Consider the following 15,660-nt stretch of genomic DNA (forward strand, 5'->3'; position numbering starts at 1 on the left):
TATGGATATAAAACTTTCAGATAACGCTGTATCTTGGTTTAAAGATGAACTTGATTTACCTGAAGATAACAAAGTCTTACAATTTTTCGTTCGCTATGGTGGAGAATTCCAATTAAAACAAGGATTTAGCCCTGCATTCAGTGTTGATCAAAAAGACGATGTAGAAATTGGTTACGAAAATCATTTTGATGGTTTAGATGTAGTAATTGCAGAAAAGGATTTATGGTATTTTGAAGACCATGATTTATTCATAGACATCAGTGATAGCGTGGATGAAATTTCTTACAGTGCTAAATAATTTTAATAGCTAAAATAAACTCAACACAGTTTATTAATCATATATATGAATTATATACTTAAAAAAGAAGCGGAACAGAAATCATATTTGGGATTTCTGTTCCGCTTTTATATTTCAGCTCTAGTCGTCTACTGTCTATATAGTATGCGAGGTCAAGACGTTATCTATGTCCGGCCTCCTTTTTGTTGATTTGTATAAATTTTTTAGTGTTATAAGTATTAGTGTACATCCCCAAAATACACTCCCGTAAAATTTATGTATATTCATGCACAATTCATATACTTATTTTAACTATGATAAACCATTCACAACCTCTAAATCTTCTCCTGCTTTATTTCGCTTTTCTACTTCTGAATATACTGCATGCCATTCAGGAAAATACTTATCTAATCGAATAGGCTTAAAGTTATCTTTTCGTATACAAGTTAACACTGTAGAGCCAGTAGTAGCTAGTTCTCCATCATTATTATATACTTCATAATAATATATAGATCTTAAGCGTGTATATTTTTCGACCCACGTTTTAATCTTCACTGTTTCTGGATACTGAATTGTTTTAATGTACTTAATATTTAAATCTGTAACTGGTGAAATGATGCCTGAATCTTCCATATCTTTGTAACTAAAACCTAATTTTGAAATATAATCTGTTCGTGCTACTTCAAACCAAGTAGGATAATTACCGTGATATATCACACCCATTTGATCAGTTTCAGCATAGCGTGAAGGAATTTCTGTCATACTATAAATCATTATAAACGTCCTCTTTTCAATTGTTCATATCATACTATATAAATAATAACATAAAAAAGGGGTGGAACAGAAATCACATTTTCTAAAATGATTTCATTGCCCACCCGGTAAGAATGATTGGAAAAGAATATAAGCGCTTAGTCCTAGCATAAGAGCTACGCATCCTTATAAACGACCAAATATTAATTTAATTGTTTCTCATCCCAACCATTTACTATTCAGTCATCCGTGAAGCTAAACTATTTTATATACTAGCCTCACTTATTTATTTGAATCAATAGCAAATCATTTATTCGTTTGCTAATTTATTTCTTAATACCAGTTGTAAAATACCGCCGTGACGATAATAATCAATTTCTACATGTGAATCGAAACGCGCAATTGCTTCAAAATCAATGACTTCACCGTTTTCTTTTTTAGCAGTTACTTTTACTAAATCATGCGGTTTTACATTTTCATCGATATCTACAGAAATAATTTCTGTACCATCTAATCCTAAGCTCTCTGATGAATCACCATCTTTAAATTGTAATGGTAAGACACCCATCATAACTAAGTTCGAGCGGTGAATACGTTCATAGCTTTGAGCGATAACCGTTTTAACACCTAATAAATTTGTACCTTTAGCAGCCCAATCACGTGAAGAACCCATACCATAATCGTTACCAGCTAGCACTACTAATCCAGTACCATCTTCTTTATATTTCATAGCTGCATCATATATAGGCATTTGTTCACCAGTTGGCCAGTAAGTTGTAAAACCACCTTCAGTACCTGGTGCTAATTCGTTTTTAATACGAATATTCGCAAATGTACCACGTACCATTACTTCGTGGTTACCACGACGAGAACCGTATGAGTTAAATTGACGAATCGGTACGCCATGATCTAATAAATATTTACCTGCTGGCGTATCCTTACCGATAGCACCTGCTGGAGAAATGTGATCAGTCGTAACTGAGTCGCCAAATTTGCCCATAACACGTAAATTATTTAATGATTTAATCGCTTCTGGTTCTTTTGATAAATTTTGGAAGAATGACGGGTTCTGGATATATGTTGATTCTGGATCAAAGTCATATAACGGTTGATCTGTCACGTCAATTTCGTTCCACATTTCATTATTGTTGTAAACAGTTTCATACTCTTCTTTGAATAATTTAGGCGTAACGACACTATCTACAGTGTCAGCTACTTCTTTAATTGATGGCCAGATATCTTTTAAGTAGATATCTTCTCCGTCTTCACCTTTACCTAAAGGTTCATTTTGCAAATCAATATCAACCGTACCTGCAAGTGCGTAAGCAACTACTAATTGAGGAGAAGCAAGATAGTTCGCCTTAACTAGTGGATGAATACGTCCTTCAAAGTTACGGTTACCTGATAAAACAGAAGTTACAAGTAAGTCTTCTTCAGCAATCGCTTTTTCGATTTCTTCTAATAGCGGACCCGAGTTACCAATACACGTTGTACAACCATAACCTACTAAGTTAAACCCAAGTTCATCTAAATATGCTTGTAATCCAGAATCTCTTAAATACCCTGTAACAACTTTTGAACCAGGCGCTAATGAAGTCTTAACGTATTCAGGTACTTTCAAGCCTTTTTCAATTGCATTTTTCGCTACTAACCCAGCACCTAACATAACATATGGGTTTGATGTGTTCGTACAAGATGTAATCGCAGCAATTGCTAAATCACCAGTCGTCATTTGCGTTGTAGATCCATCTTTAAATTCAATGGTTGCTGTCTTATCAAATTCACTTTCGTCAAAACCATGCCCTTGGTTACCCGCTGGCGCAGTAACAGATTTTTCAAATTCTTCTTTCATATCACTTAAGAAGATTAAGTCTTGTGGACGTTTTGGACCTGATAGTGAAGCTTCAACTGTAGATAAATCTAATTCGACTACGTCAGAGTATTCTGGTTCATCTTTATCCGCAGTAAAGAACATGCTATTTTCTTCTAAATATTTTTTAACTAATTCAATTTGTTCTTCTGAACGACCAGTTAAGCGTAAATATTTTAAAGATTCTTCATCTACTGGGAAGAAACCGCAAGTTGCACCATACTCAGGGGCCATGTTTGCAATTGTTGCTCTATCAGCTAATGGTAAATGTTCTACACCTGGACCAAAGAATTCTACAAACTTGCCGACAACACCTTTTTTACGTAATTCTTGAGTAACACGTAATGCTAAATCAGTTGCAGTTGCCCCTTGTGGTAACGCATTAGATAATCTAACACCAATTACTTCAGGAATTGGGAAATAAGATGGTTGACCAAGCATTCCGGCTTCTGCTTCAATACCACCAACACCCCAACCTAATACGCCTAAGCCGTTAATCATAGTTGTGTGAGAGTCAGTTCCAACTAATGTATCAGGGAAAGCCACTATTTCACCGTCAACTTCACGTGCATGGACCACATTAGCAAGATACTCTAAGTTAACTTGGTGGACGATACCAGTTGCTGGTGGTACCGCACTGTAATTATCAAATGCTTTTGTAGCCCAATTTAAAAATTGATAACGTTCATAGTTTCTTTCAAATTCTAATTGCATGTTTCTTTCTAGTGCATCTGGATTTGCATAGCTATCGACTTGAACTGAATGGTCAATAACTAAATCTACTGGCACTTCTGGGTTAATCTTGTTTAAGTCTCCCCCAACATCATTCATAGCTTTACGTAATGACGCTAGGTCAACTACTGCAGGAACACCAGTGAAGTCTTGTAAAATAACACGTGATGGCTTAAAAGGTACTTCACCCTCTGTACCTTTATTGAATTCAGACAACGCTTTGATGTGTTCTTCAGAAATAACAAATCCATCTTCTTGTCTTAATTCAGATTCTAATAATACTCTAATCGAATATGGCAATTTTGATACTTTAGTTAACCCTTGTTCTTCTAAAGTATTTAAATCATAATATGTGTATGATTTTCCATTTAGCTCGAACGACTTTTTCGCTTGCTGTTTTAAATTAGAAGCCATATAAATCCCCCTTGAAATTTTTAGTAATTATATGCCGTTAATTAAATTGTATAATTATATGTAACTTAAAACAACTACCTACTATTATAAACATCTATAATTTAGATTTGAATTTACAATCAGTATGTATAAGTAAAACTTATCGTAAGTGTTTCGTGTAATAAGTTAATATTATTAAATGAGAATGATTATCATTGTTTTTAATAAGGACATTGTCTTGGTTTATAAACATATTTATAAAAGCAAAAAGTGGGACAGCAATCACATTTAAAAAAATGTTTTCTGTCCCACTTTCTTTAGATATAACTTTATTTCTTGGATTTTTCCGTATCTCTTAGAGGCGCTCTTCTATTAATCATTTCATCTTCAAAATCCTCTTGTTGATATTGTACATAGTCTTGAAGTCTATGCTTATTAGGCGTCAATGTTAAACCTAAGAATTTACGTTCTTTATTGGCATCTTTGTAGAATGAAGTCATCATCATTATTACTACAAAAGAGAATGGTAACGCACTAATAATGGCCGCACTTTGAATTGCATTTAATGCGTCAGCGCCATTGCCGCCACCTGCAAATAGTAATACAAATGCAATTAGTGATTGCGCAATACCCCAAGTTACTTTAACAACATTTGATGGTTCTAATGAACCAAACGAGGTTTGCATACCTAACACAAACGTTGCAGAGTCTGCAGAAGTAATAAAAAATGAAGCGATTAAAACAAGCGCAATTAATGATAAAACAATGCCAAATGGTATCTCATTAAATACACCAAATAGTTGTGTTTCAGCTGTCATATTGAATAATTCAGGATTCTTTTTACCTGTTTCAATACCTAGAACACCAAATACACTAAACCATACAAAACTTACTAAAGCAGGTACTAAAAGTACACCTGCGATAAATTCACGCACTGAACGTCCTTTAGAAACACGTGCGATAAATATACCAACGAACGGACTCCAGCTTAACCACCAACCCCAATAGTAAAGCGTCCAACTAGACATCCACTCACGTTTTTGAGGGTTTTGGGCAGCCGTGTCAAATGTATTAAATAAGAATGAATTTAATAAGCTACCTGTTGAGCTTGTCATCATATTTAAAATCAAAATCGTTGGTCCAATGATTAAAGCTGCAATCATTAATATTGCACCTAAACTAATATTTAAGTTACTTAAATACTGAATACCTCGACTTAATCCAGACCATGCACTCATAATAAACAGTATTGTAACTACTACAATAATAATTGCTTGTACCCAAATAGTATTTGGAATACCGAATAAGTAATTTAAGCCACCGTTAATTTGTAGTGCGCCCATACCTAAGGACACAGCAACACCGACAACTGTAGCAAATACTGCTAACACATCGATTACTGTCCCAATTGGGCCTTCTACTTTATTACCTAAAATAGGGCGTAATGTTCTAGATATCAGTCCTGGTTCACCTTTCCTAAACTGTGCATATGCAAGCGCTAGGGCAACTACACCATAGATTGACCACGCATGAAAGCCCCAGTGGAAAAATGTTGAACGTAACGCTTCAGTATACGCGGCAGTAGTTTTAGGATCTGCATTTGGAGGCGCAGCAAAATCTGCCATAGGCTCAGCAGCACCATAGAATACAAGACCAATTCCCATACCGGCACTAAACAGCATCGCAAACCAAGACACTGTATTAAATTCCGGTTTATCATTTGGTTTACCTAGCTTTAACTTACCGATAGGACTAAATATTAGGAAAACACAGAAGAAAACAATAAATGTCGTAAGAATTAAATAATACCAACCTAATTTGTCAGTGATCCATAGTTTTATTGTATTTGTAACAGTGTCAAATTGTTCCGGAACTATTGCACCAATTAAAACAACTATACCAGTAATAATTGCGCTATAGATAAAAACAGGCGATATCTTCTTACCATTCGGTTGATTTTCAGAAGAATTCACAATAAATTACTCCCTTTCATATTATATTAAGTTTTTAAATCAAAAAAGAAAATTGGAAAAATTAATTACTTTTCTATATTTTAGTTTAATCATTCATAAGAATAACAAACATCTATGTTAATATCAAATTCACTTTCAAAAAGTATTTTCTTAATTTATTAAATATTGTATAATAACTTTTATATTAAATTAAGAGAGGTAATTAATATGCTACAAGAATTCAAAGAATTTGCGTTAAAAGGTAATGTTCTAGATTTAGCAGTAGCTGTAGTTATGGGGGCAGCTTTCAACAAAATTGTAACCGCTTTAGTTTCATACATTATTATGCCTTTAATTGGTTTAATATTTGGTACAGTTGACTTCGCCAAGAGTTGGTCTTTTATGGGGATTAAATATGGTATGTTCGTGCAATCAATTATAGACTTTATTATTATTGCCTTTGCATTATTTATTTTTGTTAAAATTGCGAACACTTTAATTAAACAAGAAGAAGAGGAAATCGAAGAAAACACAGTGTTACTAACAGAAATTCGCGATTTATTACGCGAAAAAAATTAATTTTACACAGCGATATTATTTAAATTTTAGAGTCAAAACATTTCAAATCCCTTATCTATTTTAGCAACAACACTATCATGGATAAGGGATTTTAATTAATTTAATGACATAAAACACGCTGACGAGCCAGAGATTATCAGCTATTTTTTTAAACATTTTATTGCTTTTTAAAGCGGGTTGTACTTTGATACTGGTCTGTTTTCACTTCTAAAATAAGCGGAATACGCTGTTTTAATTCACTCACATGAGATATAATACCCACCATTCTCCCAGAAGATTTCAGACTTAACAGCGTATCTAAAGCTGTTTCAAGTGTTTCTTGATCTAATGTACCGAATCCTTCATCAATAAACATAGAATCTAAAGCAATCCCCCCTGATTCTTGTTGTACTACTTCGCTAAGCCCTAAAGCTAATGCAAGAGAAGCTTGGAACGTTTCCCCTCCTGATAAAGAAGTGATATGTCTTTTTTTATTAGAATGCGAGTCAAAAACATCTATTTCTAAACCACTGTATCCTTTAGAGGTTTGTTCTCTTCGTACCAATTGATATCTTTGTCCAGTCATTAATGATAATCTTTGGTTGGCGTGCGCTAATATACGCTCCAAATAATATATTAAAACAAAGTTTTCTAAAGTTAATTTTTGTTCATTTTTGCCTGATAAAATTTCTGCTAATTGGAAAATCTCTTGTTGTTCTTGGAGTTCTTTGTCCAGATTATCAATAATTTTATTGATTTGTTCTATTTTCTTTCGATTGAACTCTAATTTGTAATGATGTTGACTCAATATTGAACTTGCGTAGTCTAATTTATGCTTTGCTTGTTTATGTGAGGATTTCAACTCTGAAATATCTTGCAATGCTTTGTTGTCAATTTCTGATTTTAGCTGTGCAATAACAATTTCAAGATGTTGTTTTTCTTGATTGTATTTATTTATTTCTAATTCGATTTTGGATTTGTTTGGAACTTCATTTATAGTATGCTCTACTTGCTTAAGTGATGAAAAGCCAATTCTGTTCATTTCTTCATCAATTTTGTTATTGGAATCTTCAATGTCCCTATTTAAACTCTCTAATGTCGTTTTAAGATGATCTTGATCATTTAGCTCTAACGATAATTTATTACTGTCTTTTTGAATCTGTTGTTCTAAGCATTCATATGTTTTTTGGTAATCATTTATTTTCCCTAATTCCTTTTCATAAGCCTTGATAAATGTGTCAACGTTTGTATATGCTGTGGCGCTTTCAAAATCATTGATAGCGGTTGTAAATTCATCTAATTCAAATTGCTTCGTTTTGAGATTTAGTTCAAATTCATGAATTTTTTGGTTTAATGTCATTACTTTGTCTTTAAGCTTTGTAATTGTTTCGTTTTCGGTTTCTAATTGTATTTTAGTTTTTGAAACTTCCCTCATACATTGTTCAAGTGCTTTATAATTGGTTTTTTCTAACTCGTCCAGATTAAATTTATTTAACTGCTCAAGTATATAATGGATTTCACTATCCAATTTAATTTTTTGTTCTTTTAAATCTGTATGTTTTTGTTCCAGTTCGGCTATTTTCTCATGTCTTGTTGTGAGTTCATCAAAATCTATATGTGCTTCTAATGTATGAACTTCATTTCCACAAACAGGACACGTGTCTCCTTGAGCAATTGCTGCTTGTATTTTCGAGATAATTTCTTGTTTATTATTTAAATCAATATTTGTTTTATCAATCTTTTGATATTCCTCTTCCGCTGTGCTTAAGTTAACATCAATTTGTTTTTTTCTAGCTGTTTTGTCAGCTTTTTTTTCTTGTAATTTAAGATATTCATTTTTGTGTTGTTCATTTTGCTTATATGTTTTAATATCGTTATCCAATTTGTGTATTTTTTCATTGAGTTGTTCAATTTTTTTATAATCGGGTTCCCTCCCGTTTAATTGCGCTATATAAGTATTAAGCTGCTTCTTTTCTTTTTTATAATCATCTTCAAGTTTTGTATATTCATTTTTTAAACTTCCAATTTTTAAGTATGCAGTTTTATATTTATCATATTTGTTATAAAATAATTTGCAGTTTTCTATAAATATCTTAGATTTTTCTATAGATTGAGTTAAAGATTGGTGATTTTTGAATTGTTTTTTATTTTTCTCTAATTGTTCGTTTAAATTTGCTATGTAAGCCGCTTTTTTTGAAATATTTACTTTTATTTCGTCATGCTTTTTTAGTAATTTTTCTTTAGTATCAAATAAATTTGCTAAAGGTCTTACTTCATTAATCTCTTTTAACAGTTTCATTTGATTTTGGATATTATTTTCTTCTGATAACAATTTATTGTACTCTGTTTGTTTTTGTTCAAGGTTTGTCATCGCTTCTTGAAGTTTTAGATTGGTATTTAATTGGCGCTCAATCTTTTCAAATGTTTCTTTACATTTATCTCTTTTAGCAATTAAATCATTTTGAATAGTCTCACCTATTATTTTAAATTCTGGTAATACAGATTTAATTTTATTAGTCTGTCTTGCATTTATTGCTTTATATTCATTTAAAGTGTCCATATTAAACGTTTCTAAATCTTCCCAATCTGTCTCAAGCGCGTGATATCGCTTTTCAATTTGTATTCTTACTTTTTTTACGTCATCATTTAGCATTGCTTGTATTTCTTCGAATCTTTGACTATTAAAAAGCGTTCTTAATATTTCTTGCTTCTCTATACTTTTAGATAATAAAAATCGTTTAAACTCACCTTGAGGTAAGATAAACAGTTGTCTAAACTGTTCAGTATTGACTCCCAATAATGCTTTAATAAATTGGTTACCAGCATTTACTTTGCTTTCTCGTAATTCAAATACATCTTCCAATTGGTATATAGCAAGTTGACCGAGCGTTTTATTTTTATTTCCTTCTTTTATAAATGAACCTTGGCGATTAATTTTAAAAATTGTGTTTCTTAATTTAAATTCGAATTCTACAGACATTGGTGTTTTACCGTCTGCAAAATGACTTCGTAAATCACTCTCACTTCTATCTTTAGTGGATGCTTCTCCGAACAATGCAAATACAATAGCATCAAATATCATTGTTTTCCCAGAACCCGTCTTCCCACTAATTAAAAACAACTGGTCGTCATTAACTTGTTGAAAATCAATAGTTTCATCCAAGAAAGGACCAAAGTTTTTTAGCTTTAATGTTAAAGGTCTCAATGAGTTTGGCCTCCTTCAAGTAATTCGTTTAATACTTTACCGATTTTTTTATTTTGAACACTAGTTAAAGTTTCATTCGTAATATTTTCATAAAATTTATTAATAATTGTTTCATCATCTAATTTTTGAATTTCAATGTTTTCGTGATGAATGGGTGTATTAAACTCAAAAGTTTTGTTTGTAAGCGCTAATGTATTAGGATAAATTTGTTTTAAATGCATCATTGGATCACTGACATGTGACATATGCTTCAGCTTGAAATGTAAGTAATTATATTTGTCTTTTATCTCTAGTTTTTCTTGGATTGCATCATCATAATTTCCTTCAACTACCTCCAATTGCCTTAAAGGGGTTAAAGGTCTAAATTTACTTTTAATTTCATTATCAATTATTTCAATTACTCTGTAACCTTTTGGTTGTGTAGATTCTGAAAAAGAATATTGTAATAATGAGCCACTGTAATGTACAAAATTAGAATTGATACTAAAAGGATGATGTAGATGACCTAACAATACTTGATCGAAACGTTGAAATGAACTTTCTTCAACTGATTCAACTGTACCAATTGTTAATGGTCTCTCAGATTCAGTTCTAATTCCGCCTTGGACAGTAAGGTGACCTACTAACATATTCGTCTTATCTCGATCCAAATGCTGCGTCATATATTCAATGGATTTCGATAAAGCTTGCTGATGCGTTTCAATCATTTTATCACCAAAGAAATAACTTGTTTCATTAACTGTAGAAAATGGTAAAGTATAAAAATCAATATTCCCTATTGAAACAGGACTTGCCATATCTTCAAGCGAAGTCCGAATATAAAGTTGAGATTTCTCAAACCATTTTGAACCATAATTGAGTCTTTCTTTACTGTCATGGTTGCCATTAATCATAATTAATGGCATATTCATTTCTAAATTTAATGTATTTATTGTACTTTCTAATAATTGAATTGCTTCTTTGTTAGGGTAACTTGTATCATATAAATCACCTGCAATTACAATCACATCAGGTTGTTCATCTACCATTGCTTTTATAAATGATTCTAATATATAAGATTGGTCTTCAAGCAATGATTTTCCATTCAAAATTTTGCCTAAGTGCCAATCTGCTGTATGTATCACTTTCATATTACCACTCCTGTAAGAACCTTTGTTCGCTTTTATATTACAATATGCCTCATTATCACACAAGTATAGTTTCATGATAAAAAAATAGGCTACTTAACCCCTACGAAACAAGGAAATTTAGCAGCCTCTTAATACCAAATATATTCAATTTCTGGGATGTAGTTATTTCAAACTCAATCTATTAAAGTTCTTTTAATTTTTTTATATTTATATAACATGGCTAATCTCCATGGTACAATCATGCAAAATGCAAGTAAGAAGAACATACCAGCAATTTCCCCTGGATCAATTTGATTACTAACAAATATTTTGATTATAGTTCTAATTAGTAATAGCGAAATTAAAATGATAGGAAAAGCTTTGGAACGCTTCATATATATTTCACTACCCTGTGTTTCAAATTTAGATGTCCATATCAATACTGTTGAAAAAAGAACACCTAATATAATACATTCTATGATTTCAATACCTGTTAATCTAAAGTAAGGTACCACATACATAAGTGCACCTGTTGCCATGAAGAAAGGAGGTAGAACGATTTTCTTTTCATTTACTGGGTATTCTTGTGCTTTCATTCTTACAAAAATAACGCCAATACCCATTAAAAAAGCTACTACTATAGAAAATACTAAATATAACATGCTTACACCTTCTTTAAGTTACTAGCTTAACTCTCACCTTGAATAGTATATCACTTAACCATTTAATATTCAGTATTTTTAAATTAAAACATCGCATGTTATATTTTATTGCATTCTTCAACATGTATGGATTGGCTCAAAACAATAAACAGAGCTGTTTATACATTAGTTATCTTAAAATAACATGCTCAATCACGGGAAGTATATTGGAAGATGAATCCAAAATAAAATAAGCCTTGTTAAAGACTTATCTTATCTTTCATTATTTAAATAGCGCGTGTACTATCGCATGCTGATAACGCATTTTCTAAAGTGTATCTAAGGTAGTTCATATCATGCATTTGCATTGCATTATGATATCGTTTGAATTCTTCATCGGTAGAAAAGTTAATATGCATATTTGCTAGTCGATCTAAAACTTCTTTATCTTCCATGTCATAAGCACTCTTCACTTATTTATACCTCCCTTATATATACAAATTATAACAAATTTGATTTTACAATCAAATATTTACTGAATATTTAAAAAATAAATATCATACTTTCACTATTTAAAGTAATTCATATTCATTTAAAAAAAGTCTAAAAAGAGAGACCTAATATTAAAAAATAGACAAAGATTTAAAATAATATAAAATACTAACATGTGGTTATTAGACCCTTTTTATATACAAGCATATGGCATTTTTATAATCAGCCAAAATTTAACAAGGTTCAAAAATTGTGAAACAAAAGTCTATTTTCGTGGACTTACACATGAACAGCAAAAAAGTGAGCGAAATATAAAATAACGCATTTGAAACTACAAATGTGAATAAATGCTTTATGCTACCAAATTAAAAATAAGGGCTGATGACTACTTGTCTAAAGTAGTATTCAGCCCTTTTATGACGCGCTATTTTTTCTTCTTGAATGCGTCGTCTTGATTTTTGTTCATCATTGTCATCATTTGATTTATTTTCTTTTGAGATGGTTTTTGACCCATTTGCATCATCATCATTCGTAGCATTTCTTCATTAATTGGTGGGTTCTTTTTCAGATAATCCATCATATATTTTCTTGCAAGGAAAAATCCACCGACTAGTCCTAGAATTAGTGCTAACACGATTAATAAAATCGCTAACCAAGTTGCCATTGTTTCACCCACTTTCCTATCCTAATGAATTTTACTAAAATAAGTGCTCCTTTTCAAGAGCTACTCAATTAAGTTATACTTCCAACCTTATGTATTATATCAATTATAAATTCAGTTTGTAAATATAATCCAAATTTTATTTATAATAAAAAATTGGTATGAGAGCTATCGCTCTCATACCAAACTTTTTTATATTTGTTTAAGCTTTAACTACTTAAAATGTTTGAATTTGGTTTAATACATTTTCTTTAGTGAAACCATATTTTTCGACTACTAAATCACCAGGAGCGCTTGCGCCAAATCCGTCGATACCGATTACTTTACCTTCAGTACCAACATATTTATGCCAACCAAGTGGCGAAGCCATTTCAATAGCAACACGTTTAGTAATAGATGGCGGTAAAACAGATGCTTTATATTCATCTGTTTGTTGATCAAATGCGTTCCAGTTTGGCATAGAAACAACACGTACACCTTTACCTTGTGCTTCTAAGTCTTTAGCAGCTTCAATAGCTAAATTAACTTCTGAACCTGTTGCTAATAACAAGAATTCTGGCGCTTTATCTGATTCAAACACTACATAAGCACCTTTACGTACACCTTCTTCTACAGTTTCTTTAGGCAAGTCCATTGTAGTTAAGTTTTGGCGTGTAAGTACTAATGATGTCGGTGTTGATCCTGCTTCTAGTGCTATTTCCCAAGCTACACGAGTTTCGTTACCATCTGCTGGACGGATAACATTCATATTAGGGATGGCACGTAAACCAGCTAATTGTTCAATTGGTTCATGTGTCGGTCCATCTTCACCCACTGCAATGGAATCATGCGTAAAAATAAATGTTGAATTTAAGCCCATGATTGCAGATAAACGAAGCGCTGGTTTTAAATAGTCACTGAATACGAAGAATGTTGCACCATATGGATGTAAACCACCGTGTGCAGCCATACCATTTACTGCGGCAGCCATAGCGAATTCACGAACACCAAACCAGATATTTTTACCTTCAGGTGTATCTTTATCAAAATCAACAGCATCTTTTACATTTGATTTGTTTGAGCCAGCTAAGTCAGCTGAACCACCAAAGAATGAAGGTACTGTTTTACTTAACGCTTGAATAACTTCTCCAGAATCTGCACGTGACGCACCACTGTGGCCAGCTTCAAATTCTGGTAATGCATCAGCGTAATTAGCTGGTAATTTACCACTGATTGCCAATTTGAATTCTTCTGCTAATTCTGGATATTTTTCACTGTATGTTTCAACAAGTTTGTTCCAGCTTTCTTCTTTTTCGTTTGCACGTTTTAGCATTGATTGTTGGAAGATTTCATAAACTTCATCTGGAACGTTGAATCGTTTTTCAGGATCTAAACCATAATTTTCTAAAGCTAATTTTCTTTCATCTTCACCTAATGGCGCACCGTGCACACCATGAGAATCTTGTTTGTTTGGTGCACCGTAACCAATAATTGTTTTAACTTCAATCATTGTTGGTACATCCGAAGCTTTTGCTTCTTCAATTGCTTTATCAATTGCTTCGATATCGTTACCATCTTCAATTAAAATGTGTTTCCAACCATATGATTCAAAGCGAGTCTTAACATCTTCAGAAAAAGCTTTGTTTAAATCTCCATCTAAAGAAATATCATTTGAATCATATAATACAATAAGTTTATCTAATTTCGTATGACCAGCTAATGAAGCCGCCTCATGTGAAATACCTTCCATTAAATCTCCATCAGAAGCTAGTACATAAGTGTAATGGTCTACTACATTAGCATCTTCTTTGTTAAACTTACCAGCAAGATGTTTTTCAGCCATAGCCATACCTACAGACATAGCAAAACCTTGACCTAATGGACCTGTAGTTACTTCCACACCATCAGTATGTCTGAATTCAGGATGTCCTGGTGTTTTTGAGCCCCATTGTCTAAATTGTTTTAATTCATCTAATTCTAAACTACCTGAAACATGTAATAAACTATAAAGTAATGCAGAACCATGACCAGCAGACAATACAAAACGATCTCTATCGAAGAAATCTTTTGATTGGGGGTTGAAATTTAAATGGCGTGTCCATAAAGTATATGCCATTGGAGCAGCACCCATTGGTAATCCAGGGTGTCCTGAGTTTGCTTGCTCAACAGCATCGATACTTAAAGCTCTAATCGTATCTATTGCTAATTGATCTTTTTCTTTATTCATCTAAATGACTTCCTTTCTTATAGCAAGATTCATTACCATTATACATTATTTGAGGTTTGTTTAACAAAAAATTGATTTAGTTGTTATCTTTTTTGTCTTTTGAATCTAATATTTTTTTAACTTTTTCAGGTGTTACATCGTTACCTTCAGGATCAATTACTCTAGTATTTTCAATTTGTTTTTTAAAATTATCTCTGAAAGAGTCTAAATACGCTTTTCTTAATTTAGATTGTTCTTTAGCCTCAGATTCAGTTAATCCTTCTTCTTTTTTCTTTTTTGCTAATTCATTTATACGCTTGATATCTACGGCATCGTTTTTAGCCATACTAAACCTCCGTAATTCATAATATAAAAAATATAACAAAAAAGTGAACGAAACGAAATAGTTCCGCTCACTTTCATATGTACCAGACAATTAATTTACTCCCAAATAAATTAATGTTTGATATTTCTATTTTGCTCTTGCCAAAAATGGCTTATTGCTCTGTTCGCTTTTTTCCACTGAATCCATTTGATATTGTTCGTTTTGAATTGAGTTGTTTTGGATTTGATGATCTGTCATTTCGTACGTTTGTTCCGACTCAGCATTATTATGTGCACTTAAAATAAATATAGAACTTAAAATCATAGTAACTAATAGGACTACGAAGTAAGGCTTTATTTGATGTATATATAATTTGAACATTATAAGTCACTCCTAGAACGTTTGTTTGTGTCTAAACTCTAACAGAACATCTGTTCCTAGTCAACCTTGAAACGAACAAACGTTTGTAAAAAAGAATCATGCATGCTATAATAAAAACAAATTAAC

General features: G+C 32.1%; 13 protein-coding genes. 2 read left to right on the forward strand and 11 right to left on the reverse strand.

Features of this window, described 5'->3' with window-relative positions; translation table 11 throughout:
* Position 1 precedes the first annotated feature (1 nt).
* Positions 2–298: a HesB/YadR/YfhF family protein gene (locus tag KA894_RS03065; RefSeq protein ID WP_096809887.1), complete on the forward strand. Its 297-nt coding sequence runs from the start codon at positions 2–4 to the stop codon at positions 296–298.
* Positions 299–589: 291 nt separating this feature from the next.
* On the opposite strand, the gene menI is transcribed toward KA894_RS03065, so the two are convergent.
* From menI to KA894_RS03080, 3 genes are all read right to left on the reverse strand, one after another.
* On the reverse strand, positions 590–1,051 hold the full coding sequence (gene menI, locus KA894_RS03070; protein WP_096809889.1) for a 1,4-dihydroxy-2-naphthoyl-CoA hydrolase MenI: 462 nt from the start codon (positions 1,049–1,051) through the stop codon (positions 590–592).
* A 289-nt stretch (positions 1,052–1,340) separates the two neighbouring features.
* Entirely contained in the window at positions 1,341–4,046 is a 2,706-nt protein-coding gene (acnA, locus tag KA894_RS03075) for an aconitate hydratase AcnA (protein WP_096809892.1), read from the reverse strand.
* Positions 4,047–4,354: 308 nt separating this feature from the next.
* A complete protein-coding gene (locus tag KA894_RS03080; RefSeq protein WP_318270804.1) occupies positions 4,355–5,998 on the reverse strand; it encodes a BCCT family transporter in 1,644 nt (547 codons plus the stop codon).
* Between the two features lie 207 nt (positions 5,999–6,205).
* Between KA894_RS03080 and mscL the strand changes: the two genes are divergently transcribed.
* Positions 6,206–6,556, forward strand: coding sequence for a large conductance mechanosensitive channel protein MscL (gene mscL / locus KA894_RS03085; RefSeq protein WP_096809895.1), 351 nt, complete (start codon positions 6,206–6,208; stop codon positions 6,554–6,556).
* A gap of 157 nt (positions 6,557–6,713) precedes the next feature.
* On the opposite strand, the gene sbcC is transcribed toward mscL, so the two are convergent.
* From sbcC to sosA, 8 genes are all read right to left on the reverse strand, one after another.
* A complete protein-coding gene (gene sbcC, locus KA894_RS03090) occupies positions 6,714–9,740 on the reverse strand; it encodes an exonuclease subunit SbcC (protein WP_115342187.1) in 3,027 nt (1,008 codons plus the stop codon).
* A complete protein-coding gene (gene sbcD / locus KA894_RS03095) occupies positions 9,737–10,870 on the reverse strand; it encodes an exonuclease subunit SbcD (protein ID WP_103373543.1) in 1,134 nt (377 codons plus the stop codon). The genes sbcC and sbcD overlap by 4 nt, the downstream gene beginning before the upstream one ends.
* A 173-nt stretch (positions 10,871–11,043) precedes the next feature.
* Entirely contained in the window at positions 11,044–11,511 is a 468-nt protein-coding gene (locus KA894_RS03100; RefSeq protein WP_096809901.1) for a CcdC family protein, read from the reverse strand.
* Positions 11,512–11,777: 266 nt separating this feature from the next.
* On the reverse strand, positions 11,778–11,963 hold the full coding sequence (locus KA894_RS03105) for a hypothetical protein (RefSeq protein ID WP_096809903.1): 186 nt from the start codon (positions 11,961–11,963) through the stop codon (positions 11,778–11,780).
* Between the two features lie 443 nt (positions 11,964–12,406).
* Complete coding sequence (locus KA894_RS03110) at positions 12,407–12,646, reverse strand: YneF family protein (protein WP_019467986.1); 240 nt, start codon at positions 12,644–12,646, stop codon at positions 12,407–12,409.
* A 214-nt stretch (positions 12,647–12,860) separates the two neighbouring features.
* Positions 12,861–14,849, reverse strand: a complete 1,989-nt coding sequence (gene tkt / locus KA894_RS03115) for a transketolase (RefSeq protein WP_096809929.1) — start codon at positions 14,847–14,849, stop codon at positions 12,861–12,863.
* A 76-nt stretch (positions 14,850–14,925) separates the two neighbouring features.
* Complete coding sequence (locus KA894_RS03120; protein ID WP_103373586.1) at positions 14,926–15,174, reverse strand: DUF896 domain-containing protein; 249 nt, start codon at positions 15,172–15,174, stop codon at positions 14,926–14,928.
* Positions 15,175–15,300: 126 nt separating this feature from the next.
* Positions 15,301–15,534: a DNA damage-induced cell division inhibitor SosA gene (gene sosA / locus KA894_RS03125; RefSeq protein ID WP_096809933.1), complete on the reverse strand. Its 234-nt coding sequence runs from the start codon at positions 15,532–15,534 to the stop codon at positions 15,301–15,303.
* Between the last annotated feature and the right edge of the window lie 126 nt (positions 15,535–15,660).

This window comes from Staphylococcus sp. GDY8P131P (assembly GCF_017891975.1).
In the GTDB taxonomy this organism is placed as follows: Bacteria; Bacillota; Bacilli; order Staphylococcales; family Staphylococcaceae; genus Staphylococcus; species Staphylococcus nepalensis.